The following is a 25,377-nucleotide window of genomic DNA, read 5'->3' on the forward strand; positions in this document are numbered from 1 at the left end:
CGATGCTAACACCACACTTGGCATTTCGCTCACTGTGCGTCGATCCGCGCGCTCAGGGGATCAGGGCGACCTTGCCGCCGGGGTGCCCGGATGCCAGCATCCGCAGCGCCTGCGGTGCCTGATCCAGCGGATACTCGTGCGCCACCGGCACCTGAAGCAGACCCTGCTCGGCGAGGGCGACGAGCGGCTCGCGGACCTCGTCGCGGAAACGCGCACTGCCGGGCTGCGAGCCCGAGATGGCGCGGAATCCGTGCTCGGCTGCGGCAGCGACCGCGACGATGGTGACGATGCGCGCGCGGTCCGGGACCAGCGCCAGCGACACCTCCACGGCCTCGTCCGTCCCGACAGCATCCAGCGCCGCATCGATGCGCGATGCCCCGCCATCCGCCAGTGCGCGTACGACGCGGCCGTGCAGACCATCGCCGTGCGCGACCGGAGTGCCGCCGAACGCCCGCACCGCATCGAACCTGCCCGGGCTCGCCGTGCCGATCACACGGATGCCGCGCAGCGCCGCCTGCTGCAGGAGGCTGAGACCCACCGCACCCGACGCGCCGTGCAGCAGCACGAGGTCCCCCGGCTGCGCGGCGACGACACGCAGCATATCGGCCGCCGTCGTGCCCGCCAGCAGCAGATTCGCCGCCTCCGCATGCGTGAGGCCGGCGGGCTTGCGCAGCACCGTCTGCGCGGGAACGGTGATCTCCGTCGCGTAGCCGCCGCGGACGCGGAAGGCGACGACCTCGTCGCCGACGGAGGCCGGCCCCGTCGTGATCTCCGTGCCCGGCCCGGCGGCGGCGAGCAGGCCGGAGACCTCGTAGCCGATCGGCGCGGGAAGCTCGAGCCCCGGGCGCGGGCGCGCGAGGTGCTTGGCGTCGGCGGGGTTGACGCCCGCCGCGCGGATGCGGATGGTGACCTCCCCCGGGCCGGGTGCGGGCGCCTCGTACTCGACCAGTCGCCAGTCGTCGGGGCTCCCCCAGCTCCCGGCCACCCAGCGACGGCCCATCAGAAGCCCAGTCTGCCGAGCTGCTTGGGGTCGCGCTGCCAGTCCTTGGCGACCCGTACGTGCAGCTTGAGGAACACGCGCGTGCCCACCAGCTCCTCGATCCCGTGCCGGGCCTCGGATCCGACGTCTCGCAGCCGTGAGCCCTTCCTGCCGATGATGATGGCCTTCTGGCTGTCCCGCTCGACGACGATCGACGCATACACGTCGGTGAGGTCGCCGTCCTCGCGCGGCTCGATGTCGTCGACCACGACCGCGATGGAGTGCGGCAGCTCGTCGCGCACGCCCTCCAGCGCCGCCTCGCGGATGACCTCTGCGATGCGGTCGGACAGGGATTCGTCGGTGACCACGCCGTCCTCGTACAGCCGTGGTCCTTCGGGCATCAGGCCCAGGATCTCATCGGCGAGCACGTGCAGCTGCTCGCGGCCCATCTGCCCCTCATCGACGGCGGACAGCGGGATGACGGCCGCCCAGTCCTCGCGCAGCGCGTCGACCTCCACGAGGCGCTCGACGACCTCGTCCCGTTCCGCGGCATCCGTCTTGGTGACGATCGCGACCTTCTTCGCCCGGGGGTAGCCGTCCAGCGATGCGGCGATACGACGGTCCCCCGGGCCGATCCTCTCCGTCGCCGGCACGCAGAACCCGATGACGTCGACATCTCCGAGGACCTGCTCCACGAGGTCGTTCAGCCGCTCGCCGAGGAGGGTCCGCGGCTTGTGGATGCCGGGGGTGTCGACGATCACGAGCTGCCCGCCGGGGCGGTTCAGGACGCCGCGGATGGCCCGTCTGGTGGTCTGCGGCTTCTCACTGGTGATGGCGATCTTCTCGCCGACCAGCGCGTTGGTGAGCGTGGACTTGCCGACGTTCGGCCGCCCCACGAAGGTCACGAACCCGCTGCGCGGGACTCCGTCCGCCCGGTCCTGCTCAGTCATCGCCGTCTCCTTCGCCGTCCTTGTCCGCGCTCTCCTCCGGCACCCGCTCCACGAACACCGTCGCGATGCCGCGGCCGCGGCCGCGTGACGCGCCCCCGGTGAGCACGAGTCCGCCGACGGATGCCGTGTCGCCGGGCTGCGGGATCCGCCCGAGCGCCTTGCCCAGCAGCCCGCCGATCGAGTCGACCTCCTCGTCCTCGAGCTCGAGGCCGAACAGGTCGCCGACGTCCTCCAACGGAAGTCGGGAGTTGACGCGGTAGCGGCCGCCGCCGAGATCGACCACCTCGGCCGGTCCGCGGTCGTACTCGTCGGCGATCTCGCCCACCAGCTCCTCGATGAGGTCTTCGAGGGTGACGAGCCCCGAGATCCCGCCGTGCTCGTCGACGACGATGCACACGTGCACGGCGTCGCGCTTCATCTGCTGCAGCAGCGTCTCGGCGCGCATCGACTCGGGAACGAACACCGCCGGACGCGCGATGGGGCGCACGGGCGCCCCCCGCCACGCGCTCTCGTCGCGGTAGGCGAACTGCACGAGGTCCTTCAGGTACAGCACGCCGACGACATCGTCGGCGTCGTCGTCCACGACCGGCATCCGGGAGACGCCGCTGCGCAGGAACAGATCCATCGCCTCGGTGGTCACCGCGGCGGCGTCCACCGTCAGCATCTCCGTGCGCGGCACCATCACGGCCCGCACGAACTGATCGGTGAAGTCGAACACGGAGTGGATGAGGTCCCTGTCGTCCTCCTCGATGAGGTCGTTCGACGCGGCCTCGTCGACCATGCTCAGCAGCTGCTCCTCGGAGGCGAAACTGCTGCGCCCGACTCCCGGTGTGACCCTCTGACCCGCCCGCACCAGTGTCTGCGCGAGCGGACCGAGCAGCATCCGCACGCCCCGCGCGGTGGGCGCCCACACGCGCAGCAGTCCTTCGGCGTGCGCGCGGCCGAAGGAGCGCGGGCTCGCGCCGACGAGGACGAAGGTGATTCCCGTCATCAGCAGCGCCGCAGCGAGCATGGCCCACCAGATGCTGGGCAGCAGCGCGTCCAGGGCGACGGTCACCAGCACCGCGGCGGTGGTCTCGGCGAGCACGCGCATGAAGGCGACGGCGTTGACGTGCGGGTCGGGATCCGCGGCGATGGCACGCAGGGCATCGGCGCTGCGGCCCTGGTCGGCGAGCTCCTCCAGATCGGATCGGGACGTCACCGAGAACGCGGCGTCCACGGCGGCCATCAGTCCTCCGAAGGCCACCAGCAGCACAGCGGCCGCGAGCAGGAACGCCGGTGTCATCGGTGTCGCTCGGCGCGGGCGAAGTCGTCGATGAGCGACTTCTGCAGCCCGAACATCTCACGCTCCTCTTCGGGCTCGGCGTGATCGAATCCCAGCAGGTGCAGCAGGCCGTGCGTGGTGAGCAGGATCAGCTCGTCCATGAGGCTGTGGCCGGCGGCCTGCGCCTGGGTCTCGGCGACCTGAGGGCACAGCACGATGTCGCCGAGCAGTCCGGCGGGCGTCGGACGGTCGGGACTTCCCGGTCGCAGCTCGTCCATCGGGAAGCTCAGCACATCGGTGGGGCCGGGTTCGTCCATCCACTGCACGTGGAGGGCCTCCATGGCGCCCTCGTCGACGAGCACGATGGCGACCTCGGCGTCCGCGCTGACATGCAGCTGCGCGAGGTTGAAGTCCGTGAGCCGCTGCAGGACGGTCTCATCGATCGTGATGGCCGACTCGTTGTTGATCTCGATCATTCCAGGCCTCGTCTCGGCATGCGGTCTCTCGGAGTGCCGCGCAGCCCCGAGCGCCGTTCGGCGCGGTTCGCGAACTCGTGCGCCTGTTCCCGCTCGACGCGGGCGGCGGTGCGCCGCTCGTCATACTCGCTGTACGCGTCGATGATGCGGCCGACCAGGGAGTGCCGGACGACGTCCTCACTGGTCAGACGCGAGAAGTGGATGTCGTCGACATCGCTGAGCACCCTCGTCACCAGCCGCAGCCCCGATGCGCCCTGCGGCAGGTCGATCTGCGTGATGTCGCCGGTGACGACCATCTTCGTGCCGAAGCCGAGCCGGGTCAGGAACATCTTCATCTGCTCCGGTGTGGTGTTCTGCGCCTCGTCGAGCACGACGAAGGAGTCGTTGAGCGTGCGTCCGCGCATGTAGGCGAGCGGCGCGACCTCGATGGTCCCCGTCGCCATGAGGCGCGGCACGATCTCCGGATCCATCATCTCGTTGAGGGCGTCGTACAGCGGGCGCAGGTACGGGTCGATCTTGTCGGTGAGCGAACCGGGCAGGAACCCCAGCCGCTCCCCCGCCTCGACGGCCGGGCGCGTGAGGATGATGCGCTGCACCTCCTTGCGCTGCAGCGCCTGCACGGCCTTGGCCATCGCGAGGTAGGTCTTGCCGGTGCCCGCCGGCCCGATCCCGAACACGATGGTGTTCTCCTCGATCGCGTCGACGTACTCCTTCTGCCCGAGCGTCTTCGGGCGGATCACCCGCCCGCGGGTGGAGAGGATCGCCTCGCTGAGCACCTCGCTGGGCCGGATGCCCTCGTCCTGCGCGAGGATGCGCGCCGACCGCTCGACGTCCGAGGGGGCGAGGCTCTGGCCGGAGCGGGTCATCTCCAGGAGCTCCTCGACCAGCCGCTTGGCGGCCTCGACGTCGGCGTCCGCACCGCCGAGGCTGATCTCGTTGCCCCGGACCAGCACCTGCACGCGCGGGTGCTGCTTCTCCAGCATCCGCAGCAGTCGGTCCTGCGGTCCGAGCAGCTGCACCATGGCGACGCCGTCGGCGAAGATGCGCTCGGTGCGCTCGGGCTGTGCGGGGAACCGCGGGACGGAATCGTCAGAAGCCAACGAGTCTGCTCTCCTCGATGTTCGCGAGCACGTGGGCGTGCACGTGGAAGACGGACTGGCCGGCGCGGGCGCCGTTGTTGAAGATCAGACGATACTCGCCGTCGGCGTGCTCCGTGGCGATCTGCTTGGCCATGGCCACCATCTCCGCCAGCAGACCGGGGTCGCCGGCGGCGAGCTCTGTCACATCGCGGTACTGCTCGGTCACAGGGATCACCAGCACGTGCACGGGGGCCTGCGGATTGATGTCGCGGATCGCGAAGACCCGGTCGGTCCGCGCGAGGATCTCTCCGGGGATCTCCCCGTTCAGGATGCGCGTGAAGATCGAGGGCTCTGTCATGGTGCCCAGTCTAGTGAGCGCGGCTGCGTCGACGTCCGTCACCAGCGGCCGAAGACGCCGGAGAGCACCGCGATCGCCGCGGGGCCGGCCGTCGAGGTGCGCAGCACCGTGTCGCCCAGTCGCACCCGCTCCGCGCCCGCACCCTCGAGGAGCTCCAGCTCCTCGGGAGCGATGCCGCCCTCCGGCCCGACGACGAGGATGACGTCGCGGCCATCGGGTCGGACGGTGGAGAGCCTGTTCCGCGTCCATGGGTCGAGGACCAGCATCCTCGCACCGACGGCCCTCTGCGCCAGACGCGCCGTGGACTCGATCTCCGCCACCTCGGGGACCCACGGCCGATGTGCCTGCTTGGCCGCCTCGCGGACGATGCTCGCCCAGCGCTCCCGCCCTTTCACGGCCTTGGGTCCCGCCCACCGGGAGATGCTGCGCGCGGCCTGCCAGGGGATGATGCCGTCCGCGCCCAGCTCGCAGGCCGCCTGCACGGCGAGCTCGTCACGGTCGCCCTTGGCCAGCGCCTGTGCGAGCAGGATGCGCGTCTCGGGAGCGTCATGCCGGCTGCGCGCCCCGATGCGGACGCTGACGCGCGCGGCGGAGACGTCCTCGACGACACCGGACAGCCAGACGCCGCGGCCGTCTCCGAGTGTGACGCTCTCCCCCACACGCACACGCCGCACCACGGAGGCGTGCTTGGCCTCCGCACCGGTGAGATCGACGAGCTCGCCGACGGCGGCATCCGTGCATCCGGGGACGATGAAGTGCAGCGCCATGGCGTCCTCGGTCCGTCAGTGACTGCGGAAGCGGTCGCGCAGCTTGGAGAACAGCCCCTGCTGGAACTGCGCGAGCCGCGGTCCCGGCGCCTTCGTCTTCTTCGCGAAGTCCTCGATGAGGCGGCGCTGGGCGGAATCGAGCTTCGTGGGCGTGACCACCTGCACGCCCACACGCAGGTCACCGCGCTGGCTGCCGCGCAGCGGCGTCACGCCCCGGCCGCCGATGGTCAGCACATCACCGGACTGGACTCCCGGTCTGATCTCCAGGTCGACCTCCCCGTCCAGCCCGTCGATGCGGGTCGTGGTGCCGAGGATGGCATCCGCCATCGACACCTCGAGGGTCGCCAGCAGATCATCGCCGTCGCGGCTGAACACCGGATGAGGGGCGACGGTCACCTCGACGTACAGGTCGCCGTTGGGGCCGCCGGCACGGCCGACGGCGCCCGAACCGGGCAGCTGCAGGCGAAGGCCGGTCTCGACGCCCGCCGGGATGTCGAGCGACACGGTGCGCCGGGTGCGCACCCTCCCCTGGCCCGCGCAGGCGCCGCACGGCGACTCGATCCGTGTGCCGAACCCCTCGCAGGAGCCGCACGGCTGCGTGGTGACGACGTTGCCGAGCAGGCTGCGCACCTGACGCTGCACGTGGCCGGAGCCGCCGCACACGTCGCACGTGGTCGGCGAGGTGCCGGGCTGGCAGCAGCTGCCCTGACAGGTCTCGCACAGCACGGCCGTGTCGACCTCGATATCGCGGTGCGCACCGAACACGACGTCGCCGAGCTCGAGGTCGACACGCACGAGGGCGTCCTCTCCGCGCTCGCGTCGCGATCGCGGACGGCCCGAGCGACCGCCTCCCGCCCCGCCGAAGAACGTCTCGAAGATGTCCCCGAAACCTCCGAAGCCCGCGAAGCCGCCGTCATGCTCGCCCCCACCCATGTCGTAGCGTCGGCGGGACTCCTCGTCTCCCAGCACGTCATAGGCGTGCGTGACGAGCTTGAACCTCTCGGAGGCCTCGGCCCCCGGGTTCACGTCGGGGTGCAGCTGCCGCGCGAGCTTGCGGTACGCCTTCTTGATCTCCTCCTGGGAAGCGTCACGGGACACCCCGAGGACTTCATAATGGTCCGCCACGATCACCTTTCTGCGTGTGCGTGCGTGTGTGCGGCCGTCCGCATCAGCGGGCGGCTCCGTCCTCCTCGAGCAGGCGCGACAGGTAGCGCGCCACCGCGCGGGCCGCGGCGAGGTTGCTCGGGTAGTCCATCCGGGTCGGCCCCATGACGCCGACGCGCGCCATCCCGCCGGGGGTGGCGTAGTTGCTGGCGACGATGGAGGCCTCCCCGAGCCCGAACGGCGCGTTCTCGGTGCCGATGCTGGTGGCCAGACCGTGCTCGTCGGTGACCATCTCGCTCATCAGCCGCAGCAATGTCACCTGCTCCTCGATGGCCTCCAGGAGCGGATGGATGCTGCCGCGGAAGTCCTGCTCGCGGCGTGCGAGGGTCGCCGCCCCCGCCATCACCAGTCGCTCGTGCCGGAACTCCGCGAGCTCCTCGGAGATGACCCCGGTCAGCGCCTGCAGCGCAGGCTGCAGACGCGGTGCCGTCGTGATCCGCTCCGCACCGCCCGGCTGCTGGATCCGCTCGGCCGCCTCGCTGACGGCACGACCGGTGATGAGTGATGCCAGTCGGGCCCGCAGCACGGCTGTGTCGGCCTCGTCGAGATCGACCGGCAGCGGGGCGATCCGCTGCGAGACGCCACCGGCGTCGGTCACGAGCACCACCAGCATCCGGTCGGATGCCAGGGCCACCAGCTCGATGTGGGTGATGTTCGCCTGCGCGAAGGAGGGGTACTGCGCGAGCGCCACCTGACCGGTCAGCCGCGTCAGCACGCGCACGGTGCGCGCCATCAGGTCGTCGAGATCGGCGGGGTCGGACAGGAACGTCTCGATGGCGTTGCGCTGGCCGGCCGAGAGCGGGCGCACCTGCGCGAGATGGTCGACGAAGACCCGGTACCCCTTGTCGGTGGGCACCCGTCCCGACGAGGTGTGCGGCGCGACGATGAGCTCCTCGTCCTCCAGCTGCGCCATGTCGTTGCGGATGGTCGCGGCGGAGACGCCGAAGGCGTGCCGCTCGACGATCGCCCTGCTTCCCACCGGCTCGTGGGTGGCGACGTAGTCCTGCACGATCGCGCGGAGGACTTCGAGTCCTCGTTCTGTGACCATCATCCCTCCCGCTGGCACTCCAACCTTCCGAGTGCCAATCCTACCCGCTCGCGAAGCCGAGGAGCCCGGGAGCGGCGGGTGTCAGTCCGTGAGCGCGCGCACGACGGCATCCGCCAGCAGCCGCCCGCGCAGGGTCAGGCGCACCCGCCTGTCGCGCAGCGCGGAGGCCGGATCGATCAGTCCGTCGGAGATCAGCTCGGCGACGCGCCCACGGTGGCTCTCGGCGATATCGGCGATGGACAGGCCCTCGGCGAGCCTGCTGCGCAGCAGCACGCGCTCCAGGGTGCGCGCCTGCGCGTCCGGCTGCTCGCGTCCTGCGGCGGGCGACTCCTCGAGCGCGAGGCGCTGTGCGTATGCTGCGGGGTGCTTCACGTTCCACCAGCGCACCCCCGCGACGTGGCTGTGCGCGCCGGGCCCGAAGCCCCACCAGTCGTATCCCCGCCAGTACGCCAGATTGTGGCGGGATCTGTGCGGGGAGGGCGTCGCGGAACCGGCGTCCGACCTGGCCCAGTTGCTGACCTCATACCACGAGAACCCCGCGTCGGTCAGCCGCCGATCCGCGCTCTCATACATGTCGGCCTGCAGATCGTCATCGGGAGCGGGCACCTCGCCGCGTCGGATCTGACGGGCCAGCTTCGTGCCGTCCTCGATGATGAGGGCGTAGGCGGAGATGTGATCGGGTTCCAGCTCCAGTGCGGCCTCCAGCGAGCGCTCCCAGTCCGCAAGCGTCTCGCCGGGCGCGCCGTAGATGAGGTCGACACTCACCGCGAGCCCCGCGGCGCGCGCGGCCTGCACGGCCGTGCGCACGTTCTCGGGTCGATGGGTGCGATCCAGCGCCGCCAGCACGTGCGGGACGGCGGACTGCATGCCGATGGAGAGCCGGTTCACGCCGGCCTCGCGCAGCGTGTCGACGACCTCGGGCGTGACGGTGTCGGGGTTCGCCTCAACGGTCACCTCCGCGCCCTCCCGGATGCCGAACGCACCGGTGGCCGCGTGCAGCATGCGCGCCAGATCGCCGGGGGGCAGCAGCGTGGGCGTGCCCCCTCCGAAGAAGACGGTGTCCATCGGTCGCAGTGCGCCGACGTCCGTCAGCACGCGGCGGGCGAGATCGATCTCACGGATCAGCGTGTCGGCGTACTCGTCCTGCCGCGCCCCGCGCAGCTCGGTCGCGGTGTACGTGTTGAAGTCGCAGTAGCCGCATCGGACGCGGCAGAACGGCACATGAAGGTACGCGGAGAACGGCGTCGACGCGTCGACGCGCACGGTGGAGGGAAGACGACCGTCGGAGGGCGCCGGATCTCCCTCCGGCAACGGCCCGCCCATCAGACGGGTGTCGCGTACAGCGGCGAGATGGCCCGCAGGTAGCGGGAGAACAGCTCTCGCCGACGACGACGCACCATGCCGGGAAGCCGGTACATCACCGAGGTGGGCGAGTCGAAGGCGCGCACGGTGAACCACACCTCGTCCGTGTCGTCACGCCAGTCGATGTCGAACGATTCCTCACCGCTGACCACGGATCCGCCGACGGTGCCCAGCACGAAGCCGATGCGGCGCCGCTCCTCCGTGACCGAGATGACGCGAAGCTCGGCGTCCGCCCGCATGCCCTTCACACGGCCGCGCACTCTGAGCGTCATCCCGGGGGCCACCAGCGGCGTGCCCTCCGCGTCGTAGCGCTGCTCGACATGGCTGCGGCTGGGCGCGATCGGCACGCCGTCGGCGTCGAAGCTCACGCCGGTGTACATGTCCCCGGCGGCAGGGCGCACGTCGCTCAGCTGGAGCCCGGCCGCGCGCTGCGCGGTCCATGACAGCAGCGCCTCGCCCGCCGAGCGGAACCGCTCCTCACCGCTGCCGATGCGCCAGGACTCCTCCGCCGGGATGCTGTGCTCCGGCGGGTAGTGCATGAGGTCGGGCGCACGAGTCGCACCGACCGCGGCGTAGTCCACCGTGCCTTCTCGGAATGTCCCGCGACGCATGAGCACCAGCCTAGGCGACCAGCCTGGGTGCGACGCGCAGACAGGTCGCCGTTTCTACTTCTTGGCCTTGCCCTCGACGTCGCCGGACAGCGCGGCGATGAACGCCTCCTGCGGCACCTCGACGCGGCCGACCATCTTCATCCGCTTCTTGCCCTCCTTCTGCTTCTCCAGCAGCTTGCGCTTACGGCTGATGTCCCCGCCGTAGCACTTCGCGAGCACGTCCTTGCGGATCGCGCGGATGGTCTCGCGCGCGATGATGCGCGCACCGATGGCCGCTTGGATCGGCACTTCGAACTGCTGGCGCGGGATGAGCTTGCGCAGCCGCTCCGCCATCATGGTGCCGTAGGCGTACGCCTTGTCGCGGTGCACGATCGAGCTGAACGCGTCGACCTTCTCCCCCTGCAGGAGGATGTCGACCTTGACGAGGTCGGCCTCCTGCGAACCCGCCGGCTCGTAGTCCAGGGATGCGTACCCCTGGGTCTTGGACTTGAGCTGGTCGAAGAAGTCGAAGACGATCTCGCCGAGGGGCATGTTGTACCGCAGCTCGACGCGCTCCTCGGAGAGGTACTCCATGCCCAGCAGGGAGCCGCGCCGGGACTGGCACAGCTCCATGACCGTGCCGACATAGTCCTTGGGCAGCAGGATGGCGGTCTTCACCATGGGCTCGGACACGGAGGCGACCCGGCCGTCCGGGTATTCGCTGGGGTTGGTGACCACGACCGTCTCCCCCGTGTCGGTGGTGACCTCGTACACGACGCTGGGCGCCGTGGTGATCAGGTCGAGCCCGAACTCGCGCGAGAGCCGCTCGGTGATGATCTCCAGGTGCAGCAGCCCCAGGAAACCGCACCGGAACCCGAATCCCAGCGCGACGGAGGTCTCCGGCTCATACTGCAGCGACGCATCGGAGAGTTTGAGCTTGTCGAGCGCCTCGCGCAGCTCGGCGTAGTCGCTGCCGTCGATCGGGTAGATGCCCGAGAACACCATCGGTTTGGGGTCGGTGTAGCCGGGCAGGGGCTCGGATGCGGGGACGCGCGCCGTCGTGACGGTGTCGCCCACCTTCGACTGACGCACGTCCTTCACGCCGGTGATGAGGTAGCCCACCTCGCCGACGCCGAGGCCCTGCGTGGGGATGGGCTCAGGGCTGGACACCCCGATCTCGAGCAGATCGTGGGTGGTCTTCGTCGACATCATGGTGAGCCGCTCACGCGGCTCGAGTCTGCCGTCCACCATGCGCACGTACGTCACCACGCCCCGATACGCGTCGTAGACCGAGTCGAAGATCATCGCTCTGGCGGGGGCGTCGACCTGTCCCACCGGCGCGGGGATCTCGGTGACGATGCGATCGAGCAGGGCCTCCACCCCGACGCCGGTCTTGCCCGACACCCGCAGCACGTCGTCGGGGCTGCCGCCGATGAGGTCGGCCAGTTCCCTGGCGAACTTGTCGGGGTCGGCGGCGGGCAGGTCGATCTTGTTGAGCACCGGGATGATGGTGAGGTCGTTCTCCAGGGCGAGGTACAGGTTCGCGAGCGTCTGCGCCTCGATGCCCTGAGCGGCGTCCACGAGCAGGATCGCACCCTCGCAGGCGGCCAGCGAACGCGACACCTCATACGTGAAGTCGACGTGTCCCGGGGTGTCGATCATGTTGAGCGCGTAGGTCTCCCCCGCGGTCTCCCACGGCATCCGCACCGCCTGGCTCTTGATGGTGATCCCGCGCTCGCGTTCGATGTCCATCCGGTCCAGGTACTGCGCGCGCATGTCCCTGTCCGCCACCGCGCCGGTGATCTGCAGCATCCGGTCGGCGAGAGTGGACTTGCCGTGATCGATGTGGGCGATGATGCAGAAGTTGCGGATCTGGGTGGCGGGCGTCGCGGCGGGCGACAGCGGAGTGAGTGCGCGGGGTGACATGTGGTCCTCGGTGCGGCCGAACGGGTTCCCGCAAGTCTACGATCCGGGCGTCGAATCCCCCATTCGCGCAACCCGGTGATAGTCTCGCGAAGTCATCCCGGCACCCCGGGACCGGATGTCATCGAACACAGGACTCCGTCGCGACCGACGTCCCATAAGGCGTGCGCCGGCGTGCGGATGGTGCTTGAATGTCATCCCGACCCAGTGCTGCGTCGGCAGATCCCGCGCGCGCTGAACAAGAGAAGGAATCACCACCTTGATCAAGTATCTCGTGCGCCGGACACTCGGCTGGCTGCTGATGATCGTGGTCGCGACCAACGTCACCTACTTCCTGGCGTGGTCCTTCCTCGATCCGCGCAGCAACTACGTCGGCCGCAAGCCGCCGATGAGCCCGGAGCAGATCGAGAACCTGCTCCGCCCGCGCAATCTCGACGCGACCGTCCCGCTGATCGACCGGTGGTGGACCTGGTTCACCGGGATCCTGCTGCGGTGGGACTGGGGTGTGAGCCCGACGGGCGGATCGGTCAACGACCAGGTGGCCTTCCGGATGTGGGTGAGCGCCGAGCTCGTGCTGGGGGCGACGATCATCGCCACCCTGCTGGGAATCTGGATCGGCGTGTACACGGCATCCCGCCAGTACAAGCTCGGGGACCGCATCTGGCAGGGCATCTCGATCATCACGATGAACATCAACATCATCGTCGCGGGCCTGGCTGTGGTGATCCTCGCCATCAACTTCAACAACTGGGTCGGCACCCGCGTGTTCTACGTGACGGGGTCGGCGACGGAGGGAGTGACGGGGTTCTTCCCCGTGCTCATCGATGCGCTCCAGCATCTGATCCTGCCGACCGTCGCGCTCGTCGTCATCCAGTACGCGAGCATCCACTTCCTGCAGCGCACGCTCCTGCTGGACAACATCAGCGCCGACTACGTGCGCACCGCCCGCGCGAAGGGGCTGACCAAGCAGCAGGCGATCCGCCGGCACGCGCTGCGCACCTCGCTGATCCCCGTCGCCACGCAGGTCGCGTTCTCGATCCCCGCGATCTTCACCGGCGGCATCCTGACCGAGACGATCTTCGCCTGGCAGGGCATGGGCCGCTACTTCCTGACCACCATCAACGGGAACGACATCCACGGGGTGGTCGCCATCGCGGCCTTCGGCGCCGTGCTGACCGCGATTGGCGCTCTGCTCGCGGACATCGCCGTCGTGGTTCTGGACCCGAGAGTGAGAGTGAGCTGACATGAGCGCGGACATGATCGATCCGACCGTCCAGCCCGCCGTGGGCCCCGACACCACCGCCGAGCGGATCCCCGGCAAGCAGCTGAGCAAGTGGTCGCTGTACACCCGGCGCTTCCTGCGCAACAAGCCGGCCGTCGCCGGCATCGTGATCTTCATCCTGATGGTGCTCTACTCCATCATCGTGCCGATCCTCACGCCGTACTCGATCGACGATCAGGACTTCCTGAACCTGTCCACCGGCCCCTCCCCCGAGCACTGGTTCGGGACGAACGCGGCGGGCAACGACAACTGGCTGCAGACGGCCGTCGGCCTGCAGCGCTCCCTCATGATCGCCGTCACGGTGTCGGTCGGCGTCACGGCGCTGTCCGCCGTGGTGGGCACCGCGGCCGCGTACTTCCGCGGCCGGATCGAGCAGGGGACCCTCATCGTCATCCACTTCCTCATGGTGGTGCCGACCTTCCTCATCCTCGCGCTGGTCTCCAACGACGCCGGCGGCGACTGGCGGGTGATCTCGCTCGCGATGATCTTCGTCAGCTGGTTCTTCCCCGCCCGCGTCATCTGGACGCTGGCGCTGTCCCTCCGCGAGCGGGAGTACGTCGATGCGGCGCGGTACATGGGCGTGCGCGGGATGACCATCGTGATGCGTCATCTGGTGCCGAACATCGGCTCGCTGCTGGTCATCAACTTCACACTCGGCGTCGTCACGGCCGTGATGACGGAGACCGGCCTGTCGTTCATCGGGTTCGGCGTGAAGCTGCCCGACGTGTCGCTGGGCTCGCTGATCGGCTACGGCGCGGCGAGCGTGACCAGCGCCCCCTGGCTGTTCTACTTCCCCGCGCTGGCGCTGACGCTGCTGACCGTGTCGATGGCGCTCGTCGCCGACGGCCTGCGCGATGCCCTCGACCCCACTTCGGCGGCGGGAGGCCGCGCATGAGCACTGCACCTTCGAACACCGTCCTGTCCGTCCGCGACCTCACCGTCAGCTTCGCCTCCGAGGCGGGCCGCGTCGACGCGGTCCGCGGTGTCTCCTTCGACCTGGAGGCAGGCAGGACCCTCGGCATCGTCGGCGAGTCCGGCTCCGGGAAGTCCGTCACCTCGCTGGCCATCATGGGCCTGCTGGACGAGAACGCCAAGGTCACCGGCTCCATCCGCTTCGAGGACGAGGAGCTGCTGGGCAAGACCGACAGGCAGATGTCGATGATCCGCGGCAACGGCATGGCCATGGTCTTCCAGGACCCTCTGACGTCCCTGACCCCCGTGTTCACGATCGGCGACCAGCTCGTCGAGGCGCTCACGGCGCATCGCGGGATGTCCAAGAGCGAGGCCTGGACACGGGCGATGGAGCTGCTGAGCGTCGTCGGCATCAGCAACCCGGAACGGCGGATGAAGTCGTTCCCGCACGAGTTCTCCGGCGGTATGCGGCAGCGTGTGGTCATCGCGATCGCGATGGCCAACAACCCGCGCCTGATCATCTGCGACGAGCCGACCACGGCGCTGGACGTCACCATCCAGGCGCAGATCCTCGACCTCATCGAGAAGGCGCAGGACGAGACCGGCGCGGCCGTGATCATGATCACGCACGACATGGGCGTGGTCGCCCGCACCGCCGACGATGTCATGGTCATGTACGCGGGCAAGCCCGTCGAGCACGCCCCGGCGCACGAGCTCTTCCACAACACCCGGATGCCGTACTCGATCGGACTGCTGGGGGCCATCCCCCGCGTGGACAAGGTCGAGAAGGTCCCCCTGACCCCCATCAAGGGCAATCCGCCCCTGCTGATCGACCTCCCCGACGCCTGCCCGTTCGCCGCGCGGTGCCCGATCGCGATCGACGCCTGCCACCGCCGTGAGCCGGATCTCGTGCCGGTGGCCTCCGAGAGCGGCGACCGGCATCTGGCGGCGTGCATCCGCGCCGACGAGATCGGTGCGGACGGACTCATCGGCGGACTGCCGGTGTACCCGCCCGTCGAACTGCACGAGAGCGAGCTGACCCGCACACCGCGCGAGGAGCGGCCTGTCACGCTCGAGGTGCGCAACCTCCGCAAGACGTTCCCCCTGCTCAAGGGCGCCCTCTTCAAGCGCAAGGTCGGCGAGGTGCAGGCCGTCAAGGGCATCAGCTTCGATGTCCGCGAGGGCGAGACGATGGCCATCGTCGGCGAGTCCGGCTCCGGCAAGACCACCACGCTCCTGCAGATCATGGACCTCGAGAAGCAGACCGACGGCGACATCGTCATCGCAGGCACCAGCGTGAACGAGCTGCACGGCCGCAAGCGCGAGCGCGAGCTCCGTCACGACATCCAGATCGTCTTCCAGGATCCGATGGGCGCCCTGGACCCCCGGATGACGGTGACCGACATCATCGCGGAGCCCATGCGCGCCATCGGCATGGGCCGGGACGAGATCCACGACCGCGTCCAGGAGCTCATGGACCTGGTGGGGCTGAACCCCGCGCACCGGGACCGCTTCCCCGGCGCCTTCTCGGGAGGGCAGCGGCAGCGCATCGGAATCGCCCGCGCACTGTCGACCAACCCGAAGATCGTCGTCCTCGACGAGCCCGTGTCGGCCCTGGACGTGTCGATCCAGGCCGGTGTCATCAACCTGCTGGACGAGCTGAAGGCGAAACTCGGCCTGTCGTACCTGTTCGTGGCGCACGACCTGTCGGTCATCCGCCACATCGCCGACCGCGTGGCGGTGATGTACCTCGGCGAGTTCGTCGAGATCGGCGACGTCGACGACGTGTTCGACGATCCGCAGCACCCGTACACGCAGGCGCTGCTCTCGGCGATCCCCGTGCCCGATCCGGACGTGGAGCGCACCCGGCAGCGGGTGGTGTTCGACCCCGAGACGATGAGCACGCGTCCCGCGACCGTCTGAGCACGCGGCGGTGCGACCACGCCACCGGCACCTGCGGGAGCACGTGCCAGGGCCCGATCGGCATGCACCGACGGCGCCGTCCGCGGCGCCGCGCCCTGTCCCCCGGGTCACCGTCCCATAACAGTTAGTCACGATTCACTCACAGACCCGGCGGAGAGGGAGTGGGGCGAACTAGTGTCCCTTCTATGACACGCCGAAAGGCGAAAGGAGCACCATGAAACAGCACAAGCTGATGGGGGCGCTGGCACTCACAGGCGCCTTCGCGCTCGTTCTGAGCGGCTGCGCGTCCGACACCGGAAACACCGGTGACGGCGGCGACAACGGGGGCGACAAGGCCCCGGAGACCCAGGCGGCCGACTACAACCCCCAGCCGAGGGAGAACCTCCAGGAGGGCGGCACGGTCAACTTCCCGATCAACGAGATCCCGGAGCAGCTGAACGCGTTCAACGGAGACGCCAGCGCCGACACCGCGCGAGTCGCATCGTGGTACATGCCCCAGATCCTGCTGATGGAGCCGGACGGCACGCCGTACAAGAACGACGACTACCTCGACGTCTGGGACAACGAGATCAAGGACGGCAAGACCGTCCTCACGTTCACGTTCACGGATGAGGCCACCTGGAACGACGGCACGCCCATGGACTGGACCGCCATCGACGCCACGTGGAAGGCCAACCGCTCCAACGACGAGGGCTTCGTGCCCAACGCCATCGACGGCTACAAGGAGATCGAGAAGGTCGAGCAGGGCGATACGCCCAAGACCGCCATCGTGACCTTCAAGGGCGAGTTCGCGTGGCCGCAGATGCCGTTCCTCACCGGCGTCATCCACCCGAAGCTCGCCGACCCGGACACGTTCAACACGGCGATGATCGACGACCCGCACGCCGAGTGGGGTGCCGGCCCGTACACCGTCGACGAGTTCGACGCCAACACCGACTTCATCTCGTTCAAGCCGAACGACAAGTGGTGGGGCGACAAGCCGCTGCTGGACAAGGTCACCTTCAAGGGCATGGACGCCCAGGCCTCGATCAACGCCTTCAAGAACGGCGAGGTCGACATGGTCAGCGTCGGCACGAAGGACCGGCTCGCACAGGTCGCCGACATGAGCGACATCACCATCCACCGCGCCCAGCAGACGGCCAACACGCTGCTGGAGGTCGACGCCGAGAAGCCGCAGTTCAAGGATGTCGCCGTCCGCCAGGCGTTCTTCATGGCCGTGAACATCGACCAGCAGAAGCAGATCGCCTGGAACGGCCTGGACTACACCGAGGAGCCCGCAGGGTCCTTCACCCTGTTCTCCTTCCAGCCGGGTTACAGCAACTCGCTCGAGAAGGCGGGCTGGGCCTACGACCCGGATGCCGCCAACAAGCTGCTCGATGACGCGGGCTGGGTCGCCGGCGACGACGGCATCCGTGAGAAGGACGGCGAACGACTCTCCGTCGTGTATCCGATCTTCAGCGACGACCCGACGCAGGCCGCGCTCGCGCAGTCGCTGCAGAAGTCGGAGAAGGAGGTCGGCATCGAGGTGAACATCGATGTCCGTCCGTCCAACAAGTTCGCCGAGGACTACAACAGCAAGAACTGGGACATCGCGAGCCTGAGGTTCACGTCCTCCGACCCGTTCGGTGCCGCCTGGTTCTTCCAGCTGTACGGCCAGGACCAGGGTCTGAACCTCTCAGGCGTGCAGAACGCCGAGACCGACCAGAAGATCCACGACGATGTCGAGTCGATCACCGACCCGGTCAAGCAGACCGCGGCGGCGATGGACCTCGAGGCGGAGATCTTCAAGGAGTGGGGCCTGATCCCGCTGTACAACGGTCCGTCGATCTTCGCCGCCAAGAAGGGTCTCGCCAACCTGACTCCAGAGCCCTACGTGGGTCTGGACCTGTTCGGCGTGCAGCCGGTGGAGAACGTGGGCTGGGAGAAGTAAGCCCGGCCGATTCCGGAGCGGGGTCGGTGGTTCGTCCACCGGCCCCGCTTCTTCATGCGGCCGTGCGAGTGCGCGCAGTCGTGTCGGCACGTGAGGCCGTGCGTGCCATGGCCGTCAGACCGCCGCCCACCAGCGACAGCACGGCGGCCATGAGGAACACCAGCCAGAATCCGCCGACGAGAGCGACCAGGCCCGCTCCGGCCACGGGGCCGATGAGCTGGCCGAGCGCAGCCGTGACGTTGACGATCCCCAGGTCGCGGGCGTGGTCGCGCTCGTCGGGCAGCAGGTCCGTCGCGAAAGCGAGCCCGACCGTGGAGAAGGCGCCGTACCCCACACCCATGAGGGCTGCGGCCACGAGCGTCATCCCGAAGGTCGGCGCGAGGACGATCGCCACACCGGAGGCGGCCTGAACGACGGTCGCGGCGACGGTGAGGCCCCGCCTGCCGCCCCTGCGGTCGGACAGGATCCCCGTGCCGACGGACGCGGCCACCACGAACACCGTGTACACGACGATCAGCAGCAGCAGGTTGTCCTGGGCCTGCGCGCTGGGCTGCCCGAGACCGTGCAGCAGGAAGAACAGGAACAGCGCGGTGCCCAGCGCGTTGCCGATGTTCGTGACGAGCCTCCCCGAGAGCATCCATGCGAAGTCGCGGTCGCGCAGCGACGCCAGCCGGGGCCCGAACTCCGATCGGCTCGGGAGATCAGCGGTGTCGGCGGGCGGGTCGGGCAGCAGCAGCGCCGTGGCCGTGCCGACGACGGCGATGACTCCGGCCAGCAGGAGGTAGCCGGCGAGCACGCCGAGCCCCAGGAGCACGACGAGCCCCACACCGAGCACGATGCCCACGGCCTGACTGGAGCCCACGGCGGAGGATGCGGCGCCCCGCTGGGAGGGCGGGAGCTGATCGGCGATGAGCGCCGTGAACGCCGCGGAGGCCACCGACACCCCCACCGACACCCCCACCCAGCACGCGCCCACGAGCCAGGGACCCTCGACGAGACCGGTCAGCACGAGGAACACCGCCGCGACCCAGACGCCGACGAGTGCCCATGGCCGACGCCGTCCCCGTGCGGAGCGCGAGCGGTCCGAGACGGCGCCCACCAGCGGTCCGGCGACGATGCCCGCCAGCCCGCCGACACCCAGTACGAGACCGGAGGAGACGACGCCGCGGACCCAGTCCTCCTCCGAGGTGTCCAGCTGCAGGGGCAGCAGCAGCTGGACGGGGGTGAGCTGGACGGTCCAGATCGCCAGCCACGCCAGGGTGAACATCGTCATCCAACGCGCACCGGCACGACTGGTGGCGGTCATCGTCCGCTCCCCCGCCGGTTCTCGCGGGAGGCGCGGATGCGGTCCCGGTACCAGTCGTAGGACGCCTTCGGCGTGCGGATCCCGGTCTGGAAGTCGACGTGAACGAGGCCGAAGCGCTGCGTGTGGCCATCGGCCCACTCGAAGTTGTCCAACAGCGACCACACCGTGTACTCCTCGACCTGCACGCCCTGGGCCATGGCCTCGGCGATGGCGGCGAGGTGCGCGGACAGGAAGCCGATCCGCTCGTCGTCCTCCACTCGGCCCGCAGTGGAGGGCTCCGGGAACGAGGCGCCGTTCTCGGCGATCACGATGGGAGGAAGGTTCGGATGCCGACGGGCGAGGTCCACGAGGAAGTCGCGCAGCGCCTCCGGCATGATGGGCCAGCCGAAGCCCGTCGTCGGGACGTCCGGCGTGGGCAGCAGGGCGAACGGCAGCGGGTCGTCCGGATCCGCCGCACCCACCGTGGTCGGGTTGTAGAAGTTCATGCCGTAGAAGTCCGTCGACGAGGCGATCGACTCCAGGTCGCCGTCGAGGACCGGCAGCGCCGGCAGTCCGAACACCTCCAAGTCGGGGTACGTCCCGGCGAGCAGCGGTTCGGAGAACAGCCGGTTGTGGAGGGTGTCGTACACGTGCGCGGCGGCGAGGTCGGCATCCGTGTCCCCACCGGGGAGCACCTGCGTGTGGTTGTTGGTGAGCCCGACCCTGCGCGCCCCTGCCGCGCGCAGGGCGGAGGCCGCCCAGGCGTGCGCGAGCAGCTGATGGTGCACGGTGGGCAGGGCGTCGAACAGCAGCCGCCGGGCGGGGGCGAGGTCACCGATGCCGTAGCCCTGCAGCGTGGTCATCGCCGGCTCGTTGATCGTGTACCAGTCGTGCACGCGGTCGCCGATCCCGTCGGTCACAAGGGCCGCGTAGTCGGCGAAGCGCGCGGCGGTGTCGCGGCTGAGCCAGCCTCCGTCGGCCTCGATCTCGCTGGGCAGCTCCCAGTGGTACAGCGTCGGCTGCGGGGTGATGCCGCGCTGGAGGAGCCCGTCGACGAAGCGCGAGTAGTGGTCGAGGGCGGCACGATTGACGGGGCCGGATCCGCCTGGCTGCACGCGTGACCACGGGATGGAGAAGCGGTAGGCGTCCACCCCCAGACCCGCGACGAGCTCGATGTCCTCCGTCGTGCGACGGTAGCTGTCGCAGGCCGGTTCGGCCGTGCTCCCGTCGACGACGGCTCCGGGTCTGTCGACGAAGTCATCCCAGATGGACCGGCCGCTGCCGTCCGCGCGACGGGACCCCTCGATCTGGAAGGCGGATGTGGCGACCGACCAGCGCAGCTGCGCGGGCAGTGGGATCGCAGACTGGGAATGCACCATCATGCTCCTTCGACGTCATCGTGCGGGTACCGTCGATTCTGCACGTCGTTCCATGCTTCGCGCGACCGGATCCCGCTCGGCACGCCCCGTCGTTTCGCACGCGAGGGGCTCGGCTGGTAATATCGGTTCTTGGCTTGCGTGTGGGTTCGCCCCTCACGACCGCTGTCGACGCCCTCTCTCGTCTGCAGCATCCGATCACCCATCCAGACAGAAAGCGTCCACACGTGGCAAACATCAAGTCGCAGATCAAGCGCAACAAGACCAACTTGAAGGCGCAGGAGCGCAACACCGCCGTCAAGAGCGAGCTGAAGACCCTCGTCCGCAAGACCCGTGAGGCTGTCGCCGCCGGCGACAAGGAGACCGCCGAGGCCGCGCTCAAGGTCGCGTCGGTCAAGCTCGACAAGGCCGTCAGCAAGGGCGTCATCCACAAGAACCAGGCGAAGAACCGCAAGTCGGCCATCGCCAAGCAGGTCGCCGCTCTCTGAGCCGCAGACCCCGCCGGAAGGCCCGTCCCGATTCCGGGGCGGGTCTTCCGCGTCTGCGGATCGATGCGGCGTCGGAGACGCGGCGGCGCGTGTCCGGGGCGGGGCGCCGCGGGCGAGTCAGCGTCCGAAGGGCTCGCGCGTGGCGACCACGGCGACCATGCGCTCGAGGGCGAAGAGGGGGTCGCGCGCGGCGCCCTTGACCTCGGCGTCCGCGCGTGCCGTGGCCTGGATGGCCATGCCGAGGGATCGCTCGTTCCACCCCGCCAGATCGCGTCGGGCGCGATCGACCTGCCAGTCCTTCATCCCGAGCCGCTGCGCGAGCTGACGGCTGGGTTCGCGGTTGCCCGCCACCTTGGCCATGGTGCGCAGCTTCATGGCGAACGCCGCGACCATGGGCACGGGGTCCGCTCCGGAGGCCAGCGCATGCCGCAGGGCGATGAGGGCCTCCCCGTAGCGCCCGGAGATGGCGGTGTCGGCGACGACGAAGGCCGAGACCTCGACCCGCCCGCCGTAGTACTTGGTGACGATGTCGTCGGTGATGTCTCCCTCGACGTCGCCGATGAGCTGCTGGCAGGCCGCCGCGAGCTCGGTGAGGTCGTCGGCGAAGGCCGACACCAGGGCCCGCAGCGCGGAGAGGGCGATGCGTCGCCGGGCGGCCTTGAACTCCCCCGCCGCGAAGTCGACCCGGTCGCCGTCGCGCTTGACGGCGGCGCAGGGGATCTCGATCCCTCCCCCCATGCCCGCCCGTACGGCGTCCAGCAGCTTCTTGCCACGCACGCTGGCACCGGTGTGCCGCAGGATGACGGTGGCGCCCTCCTGCGGGTGCTCCGCATACGCGACCGCCTCCTGCAGGAAGGCGTCCGAGCACTTCTCCACACCCGCCACGCGCACCAGTCGGGGTTCGCCGAACAGCGAGGGCGAGGTGAGCGAGAGCAGTGTGCCCGGCGCGTAGTCGTCGGCGCGGATGTCGCTGATCTCGAGGGACGGGTCCTCCGCACGCAGATAGTCGCGCACGCCGGCGATGGCGCGCTCGGCGAGCACCTCCTCGGGGCCGGAGACCAGCACGATGGGTGCCGGTCTCGGCTCCCGCCACGACACCTGGGGGATCTTGGCGCCCTTGGCGGCGGTGCTGCGCGCACGGGATCCTGATCGGGGTGCTGCCATCCTCCCAGCCTACCGGCGGGCGCCGACACCGCCCATCGTGCACCGTCAGCCCGGCGGCGGCGCGCGGGTCGACCACACCAGCAGCTCGTCGCGATCCAGGCCGAGCAGGATGAGCCCGCGCCGGTCGGTGCGCAGCGCCCGTGTGCCGTCCGACTCCAGCAGCGCCAGCGTCTCCGGACGCGGGTGCCCGTAGTCGTTCTCCTCCCCCACGCTGATCAGCGCCACCGCAGCCCGCACCGCGGCGTACAGCGCCGGCTCCTGGTCGCGGCTGCCATGGTGCGAGACCTTCACGACGTCATAACGGCCGCGCAGCCTGCCGGATGCGAGCAGCAGCCGCTGAGAGCCGGCGCCCAGGTCCCCCAGCAGCAGGGTGCGCGGGATCCCGCCGCCGGCGATCTCGACCACCACACTCGCATCGTTGCCGGACGGGAAGACGACCGGGTCGGCATCCGGCCACAGTACATGCCACCGCGCACCGTCGAGCGCTCCCGAGAGCCCTGCGCTCGCGTCGTGCAGCGTCGCGCCGGCTGCCGCCAATTCGTGCAGCATCCGGCGCTCCCGATCCTCCGTCACCGGACCGTGCAGCACATCCCCCACCTTCCCCACGACGGCCGATGCGCCGCCGACGTGGTCGAGGTCGAAGTGCGTGAGCACGAGCAGGTCGACGCGTGCGACGCCCGTCTGCGACAAGCAGTCGCGCAGCGCGTCCGGGTCGGGTCCGGTGTCGACGAGCGCCACGCGCCTGCCCGAATGCAGCAGGACCGCGTCGCCCTGGCCGACGTCGCACGCGGCGATCGCCCACTTCGCGGGCGCCGTCAGCGTCGCCAGCGGGCCGCTCACAAGCATCCGCCCGCCCGCCGCCGCGAGTGCGATCACGATGATCCCCACGGACACCGCCCGCAGCCGCCGCGACCGACGGGTCACGACGACGATGACGATCGCCGCGCTCAGCAGGCCCACGGTGAGCGCGGCGATCGGTCCCGGCGCGACGGTCACCGTCGCCGCGGGAAGAGCGGCGCTGACGGTCGCGGTCCTGTCGATCCACGCCGCGGGCAGCCATGCCGCCGCGGCCAGCAGGTCGGCGACGGGCGGCATGAAGGCGGCGAGGCACGCCAGCAGACCGATGACGGTGGCGATGGGTGCGGCCGGTTCGGCGATGAGGTTGGCGGGCACGCTGACCAGGGACTGCTGCGGGGAGAACAGTGCGATGACGGGGCCGCACACCACCTGGGCGGCCAACGGCACCGACAGCGCGAGGGCCAGCGGTGCGGGCATCCACCGTCCCAGTCCGCGCAGCAGTGGCCGGGACAGCACCAGCAGCGCCGCGGTGGCGGCCGCCGACAGGGCGAAACCGGGTGACGCGGCGAACCAGGGGTCCGCCACCAGCAGCCCGCTCACCGTCAGCGAGAGCATCGCCAGCCCCGCGCTCGGACGGCCGAGCAGAATGCTCAGCATCGCGAGCGCCGCCATGACGGCCGCGCGCACCACACTGGGCTCGGGTGTCACGAGCACCACGAAGGCCGCCAGTGCCGCGAGGGCCAGCACGACGCGCAGGATGCGGCCGCCGCCCGCGAGCGAGACGAGCCAGAACACGGCCGCCACGATCACCATGCAGTTCGCTCCGCTGACCGCCGTCAGATGGCTCAGTCCGGAGGCCAGCATGGCGGCGTTCAGCTCCTCCGAGACGGCCCGCGTGTCTCCGACGGCGAGCCCGGGCAGCAGCCCCGCCCCGGGTTCGGGCAGACGGGTCGCCCTGGCGACGAAGCCCGCGCGGGTGGCGGCGGCGATCGCGAACACGCCGGTCGCCGGTCGCACGACCTCGGCCGTCGTGCCGAAGATCACCAGCCCCGCCTTCTCGGAGGGCGAGGTGCTCTTCGCCTGCCCGACCACGCGCAGGCGCGCGCCCATGTCGGCCCCGGCGATGTCCGGGGCGCCGACGCGCACCGCCGCGTCGACCGCCTCCGGAGCACCGGGCGCTCCGAGTGCGATGGCCCGTGCGTCGAACCACAGCCTGTCGTCGGAGCCCATCGAGGCCGATGAGGACACGTGCACGACGGCCTCCACCACCCGTCCGTCGGACGCCGTCAGCGCCGCCCGCGCCGGCTGCGCACCGGCGACGACGACGCCCACTGCGGCGGCGCACAGCAGCGTCAGCACGACCAGCCCGCTCGCACGGCGCCGCGTGCGAAGACGGACGGCGGCCAGGGCGACGGCTCCGGTCCCCGCGGCACCGGCGGCCGGCAGCGCCAGCGACGGCTGAGCGATGCACAGCAGGGCGACCGCCCACAGCACGATCGCCAGCGCGCTCGTGCGCGGATCCTTCACACCCGCACCTTCTCTCGCAGTCCCGCCAGCAGCTTGTCTCCGATGCCCGGCACGGCCAGCAGATCCTCCACGGCGCGGAACCGGCCGTTCTGCCCCCGCCACTCCAGGATCCGCTGGGCGAGGGCCGGTCCGATGCGCGGCAGCATCTCCAGGTCGGCCTGAGTCGCCGCGTTCAGATCGATGACGCCGTCCGCACCGACGGCCGACGCCGCAGCGGTGCCCGCGGGCTCCTCGCCCAGCGCGGGAACGACGAGCTGCTCGCCGTCGCTGAGGGGCCTCGCGAGGTTGACGGCGCCGAGGTCGGCGGAGTCCCGCGTCCCGCCCGCGGCGGCGAGCGCATCGACCAGGCGCGCTCCGGGTTCGAGGATGTACAGACCGGGCCGCGCGACCTCCCCCAGCACATGCACGTACAGCCCCTCCGCGTCATCCAGGACGATGCCGTCCGCCGTACCCTCCGAACCCGCGTCGAGGGCGATCTGATCCATCGGCGCCGTCTGTCCGCGCAGAATTCCCCATCCCACGGCCGCTGACAGCACCACGAGCCCCAGGGTGACGGCCGCGCCGACGCTCAGGCTCAGCCGGCGGTGCGGGCGCGCGTCCTCGTGATGCGCGTCCTCAGCTGGCGGTTCCGATGCGGGCACGCCGTCACGCTACGCACCGGCGACGGATGCCGGATCCCGATTCCCGCCGGATGTGGACAACTCCCGCGCACCCGCGGGATGTGCAGGAGTT

The 25,377-nt window shown here is 70.0% G+C and carries 22 protein-coding genes; 5 read left to right on the plus strand and 17 right to left on the minus strand.

Annotated features, from left to right (window positions below):
- Window positions 1–52 precede the first annotated feature (52 nt).
- The 12 genes from ABD770_RS14505 to lepA form a co-directional block, all read right to left on the minus strand.
- Window positions 53–1,000: a quinone oxidoreductase family protein gene (locus ABD770_RS14505; protein WP_344820396.1), complete on the minus strand. Its 948-nt coding sequence runs from the start codon at window positions 998–1,000 to the stop codon at window positions 53–55.
- Window positions 1,000–1,929, minus strand: coding sequence for a GTPase Era (era, locus tag ABD770_RS14510; protein ID WP_344820397.1), 930 nt, complete (start codon window positions 1,927–1,929; stop codon window positions 1,000–1,002). The genes ABD770_RS14505 and era overlap by 1 nt, the downstream gene beginning before the upstream one ends.
- Window positions 1,922–3,214, minus strand: a complete 1,293-nt coding sequence (locus ABD770_RS14515; protein WP_344820398.1) for a hemolysin family protein — start codon at window positions 3,212–3,214, stop codon at window positions 1,922–1,924. Before ABD770_RS14515 ends, era begins: the two co-directional genes overlap by 8 nt.
- The gene (ybeY, locus tag ABD770_RS14520; protein ID WP_344820399.1) at window positions 3,211–3,669 is read right to left on the minus strand and encodes an rRNA maturation RNase YbeY; all 459 of its coding nucleotides are present in this window, start codon (window positions 3,667–3,669) and stop codon (window positions 3,211–3,213) included. Before ybeY ends, ABD770_RS14515 begins: the two co-directional genes overlap by 4 nt.
- Entirely contained in the window at window positions 3,666–4,691 is a 1,026-nt protein-coding gene (locus ABD770_RS14525) for a PhoH family protein (RefSeq protein WP_344820450.1), read from the minus strand. Before ABD770_RS14525 ends, ybeY begins: the two co-directional genes overlap by 4 nt.
- A 67-nt stretch (window positions 4,692–4,758) precedes the next feature.
- Window positions 4,759–5,106 (minus strand): HIT domain-containing protein, encoded by a 348-nt coding sequence (locus tag ABD770_RS14530; RefSeq protein ID WP_344820400.1) that lies wholly within the window; start codon window positions 5,104–5,106, stop codon window positions 4,759–4,761.
- A 38-nt stretch (window positions 5,107–5,144) separates the two neighbouring features.
- Window positions 5,145–5,873, minus strand: a complete 729-nt coding sequence (locus ABD770_RS14535; protein WP_344820401.1) for a 16S rRNA (uracil(1498)-N(3))-methyltransferase — start codon at window positions 5,871–5,873, stop codon at window positions 5,145–5,147.
- A gap of 15 nt (window positions 5,874–5,888) precedes the next feature.
- On the minus strand, window positions 5,889–6,998 hold the full coding sequence (gene dnaJ / locus ABD770_RS14540) for a molecular chaperone DnaJ (protein ID WP_344820402.1): 1,110 nt from the start codon (window positions 6,996–6,998) through the stop codon (window positions 5,889–5,891).
- Window positions 6,999–7,041: 43 nt separating this feature from the next.
- Window positions 7,042–8,085, minus strand: coding sequence for a heat-inducible transcriptional repressor HrcA (hrcA, locus tag ABD770_RS14545; protein ID WP_344820403.1), 1,044 nt, complete (start codon window positions 8,083–8,085; stop codon window positions 7,042–7,044).
- Between the two features lie 81 nt (window positions 8,086–8,166).
- Window positions 8,167–9,408, minus strand: a complete 1,242-nt coding sequence (hemW, locus tag ABD770_RS14550; protein WP_344820404.1) for a radical SAM family heme chaperone HemW — start codon at window positions 9,406–9,408, stop codon at window positions 8,167–8,169.
- Window positions 9,408–10,058 (minus strand): DUF1990 domain-containing protein, encoded by a 651-nt coding sequence (locus tag ABD770_RS14555; protein ID WP_344820405.1) that lies wholly within the window; start codon window positions 10,056–10,058, stop codon window positions 9,408–9,410. The genes hemW and ABD770_RS14555 overlap by 1 nt, the downstream gene beginning before the upstream one ends.
- 54 nt (window positions 10,059–10,112) lie before the next feature.
- Window positions 10,113–11,963, minus strand: a complete 1,851-nt coding sequence (gene lepA / locus ABD770_RS14560; RefSeq protein ID WP_344820406.1) for a translation elongation factor 4 — start codon at window positions 11,961–11,963, stop codon at window positions 10,113–10,115.
- Between the two features lie 256 nt (window positions 11,964–12,219).
- Between lepA and ABD770_RS14565 the strand changes: the two genes are divergently transcribed.
- From ABD770_RS14565 to ABD770_RS14580, 4 genes are all read left to right on the plus strand, one after another.
- The gene (locus ABD770_RS14565; protein WP_344820407.1) at window positions 12,220–13,203 is read left to right on the plus strand and encodes an ABC transporter permease; all 984 of its coding nucleotides are present in this window, start codon (window positions 12,220–12,222) and stop codon (window positions 13,201–13,203) included.
- A 1-nt stretch (window position 13,204) separates the two neighbouring features.
- Window positions 13,205–14,137, plus strand: a complete 933-nt coding sequence (locus ABD770_RS14570; RefSeq protein WP_344820408.1) for an ABC transporter permease — start codon at window positions 13,205–13,207, stop codon at window positions 14,135–14,137.
- The gene (locus ABD770_RS14575; RefSeq protein WP_344820409.1) at window positions 14,134–16,077 is read left to right on the plus strand and encodes an ABC transporter ATP-binding protein; all 1,944 of its coding nucleotides are present in this window, start codon (window positions 14,134–14,136) and stop codon (window positions 16,075–16,077) included. The genes ABD770_RS14570 and ABD770_RS14575 overlap by 4 nt, the downstream gene beginning before the upstream one ends.
- Before the next feature lie 214 nt (window positions 16,078–16,291).
- Window positions 16,292–18,007, plus strand: coding sequence for an ABC transporter family substrate-binding protein (locus ABD770_RS14580; RefSeq protein ID WP_344820410.1), 1,716 nt, complete (start codon window positions 16,292–16,294; stop codon window positions 18,005–18,007).
- Window positions 18,008–18,059: 52 nt separating this feature from the next.
- Here ABD770_RS14580 and ABD770_RS14585 read toward each other — a convergent pair whose 3' ends face one another.
- Window positions 18,060–19,313: an MFS transporter gene (locus ABD770_RS14585; protein WP_344820411.1), complete on the minus strand. Its 1,254-nt coding sequence runs from the start codon at window positions 19,311–19,313 to the stop codon at window positions 18,060–18,062.
- A complete protein-coding gene (locus tag ABD770_RS14590) occupies window positions 19,310–20,671 on the minus strand; it encodes a GH1 family beta-glucosidase (RefSeq protein WP_425562781.1) in 1,362 nt (453 codons plus the stop codon). Before ABD770_RS14590 ends, ABD770_RS14585 begins: the two co-directional genes overlap by 4 nt.
- 224 nt (window positions 20,672–20,895) lie before the next feature.
- On the opposite strand from ABD770_RS14590, the gene rpsT reads away from it, so the two are divergent.
- Window positions 20,896–21,156, plus strand: a complete 261-nt coding sequence (gene rpsT, locus ABD770_RS14595) for a 30S ribosomal protein S20 (RefSeq protein WP_344820413.1) — start codon at window positions 20,896–20,898, stop codon at window positions 21,154–21,156.
- Between the two features lie 117 nt (window positions 21,157–21,273).
- Here rpsT and holA read toward each other — a convergent pair whose 3' ends face one another.
- Genes holA through ABD770_RS14610 form a run of 3 tightly spaced genes read right to left on the minus strand, consistent with a single transcriptional unit; the run spans window position 21,274 to window position 25,286 of the window.
- The gene (gene holA / locus ABD770_RS14600) at window positions 21,274–22,320 is read right to left on the minus strand and encodes a DNA polymerase III subunit delta (RefSeq protein ID WP_344820414.1); all 1,047 of its coding nucleotides are present in this window, start codon (window positions 22,318–22,320) and stop codon (window positions 21,274–21,276) included.
- 45 nt (window positions 22,321–22,365) lie between these two features.
- Window positions 22,366–24,645: a ComEC/Rec2 family competence protein gene (locus ABD770_RS14605; RefSeq protein ID WP_344820415.1), complete on the minus strand. Its 2,280-nt coding sequence runs from the start codon at window positions 24,643–24,645 to the stop codon at window positions 22,366–22,368.
- Window positions 24,642–25,286 (minus strand): helix-hairpin-helix domain-containing protein, encoded by a 645-nt coding sequence (locus tag ABD770_RS14610; protein WP_344820416.1) that lies wholly within the window; start codon window positions 25,284–25,286, stop codon window positions 24,642–24,644. The genes ABD770_RS14605 and ABD770_RS14610 overlap by 4 nt, the downstream gene beginning before the upstream one ends.
- Window positions 25,287–25,377 lie beyond the last annotated feature (91 nt).

It is taken from the genome of Microbacterium soli (assembly GCF_039539005.1).
Lineage (GTDB): Bacteria > Actinomycetota > Actinomycetes > Actinomycetales > Microbacteriaceae > Microbacterium > Microbacterium soli.

What these genes read in the sequence shown, in the direction of transcription:
- ABD770_RS14580 (WP_344820410.1), top strand. Translation starts at nt 16,292, where the DNA reads ATGAAACAGCACAAGCTGATGGGGGCGCTGGCACTCACAGGCGCCTTC.
- ABD770_RS14585 (WP_344820411.1), bottom strand. Translation starts at nt 19,313, where the DNA reads ATGACCGCCACCAGTCGTGCCGGTGCGCGTTGGATGACGATGTTCACC.
- era (WP_344820397.1), bottom strand. Translation starts at nt 1,929, where the DNA reads ATGACTGAGCAGGACCGGGCGGACGGAGTCCCGCGCAGCGGGTTCGTG.
- ABD770_RS14535 (WP_344820401.1), bottom strand. Translation starts at nt 5,873, where the DNA reads ATGGCGCTGCACTTCATCGTCCCCGGATGCACGGATGCCGCCGTCGGC.
- ABD770_RS14525 (WP_344820450.1), bottom strand. Translation starts at nt 4,691, where the DNA reads ATGGTGCAGCTGCTCGGACCGCAGGACCGACTGCTGCGGATGCTGGAG.
- ABD770_RS14555 (WP_344820405.1), bottom strand. Translation starts at nt 10,058, where the DNA reads ATGCGTCGCGGGACATTCCGAGAAGGCACGGTGGACTACGCCGCGGTC.
- ABD770_RS14575 (WP_344820409.1), top strand. Translation starts at nt 14,134, where the DNA reads ATGAGCACTGCACCTTCGAACACCGTCCTGTCCGTCCGCGACCTCACC.
- hemW (WP_344820404.1), bottom strand. Translation starts at nt 9,408, where the DNA reads ATGGGCGGGCCGTTGCCGGAGGGAGATCCGGCGCCCTCCGACGGTCGT.
- ABD770_RS14515 (WP_344820398.1), bottom strand. Translation starts at nt 3,214, where the DNA reads ATGACACCGGCGTTCCTGCTCGCGGCCGCTGTGCTGCTGGTGGCCTTC.
- ABD770_RS14570 (WP_344820408.1), top strand. Translation starts at nt 13,205, where the DNA reads ATGAGCGCGGACATGATCGATCCGACCGTCCAGCCCGCCGTGGGCCCC.
- ybeY (WP_344820399.1), bottom strand. Translation starts at nt 3,669, where the DNA reads ATGATCGAGATCAACAACGAGTCGGCCATCACGATCGATGAGACCGTC.
- ABD770_RS14590 (WP_425562781.1), bottom strand. Translation starts at nt 20,671, where the DNA reads ATGGTGCATTCCCAGTCTGCGATCCCACTGCCCGCGCAGCTGCGCTGG.
- lepA (WP_344820406.1), bottom strand. Translation starts at nt 11,963, where the DNA reads ATGTCACCCCGCGCACTCACTCCGCTGTCGCCCGCCGCGACGCCCGCC.
- hrcA (WP_344820403.1), bottom strand. Translation starts at nt 8,085, where the DNA reads ATGGTCACAGAACGAGGACTCGAAGTCCTCCGCGCGATCGTGCAGGAC.
- holA (WP_344820414.1), bottom strand. Translation starts at nt 22,320, where the DNA reads ATGGCAGCACCCCGATCAGGATCCCGTGCGCGCAGCACCGCCGCCAAG.
- ABD770_RS14505 (WP_344820396.1), bottom strand. Translation starts at nt 1,000, where the DNA reads ATGGGCCGTCGCTGGGTGGCCGGGAGCTGGGGGAGCCCCGACGACTGG.
- ABD770_RS14530 (WP_344820400.1), bottom strand. Translation starts at nt 5,106, where the DNA reads ATGACAGAGCCCTCGATCTTCACGCGCATCCTGAACGGGGAGATCCCC.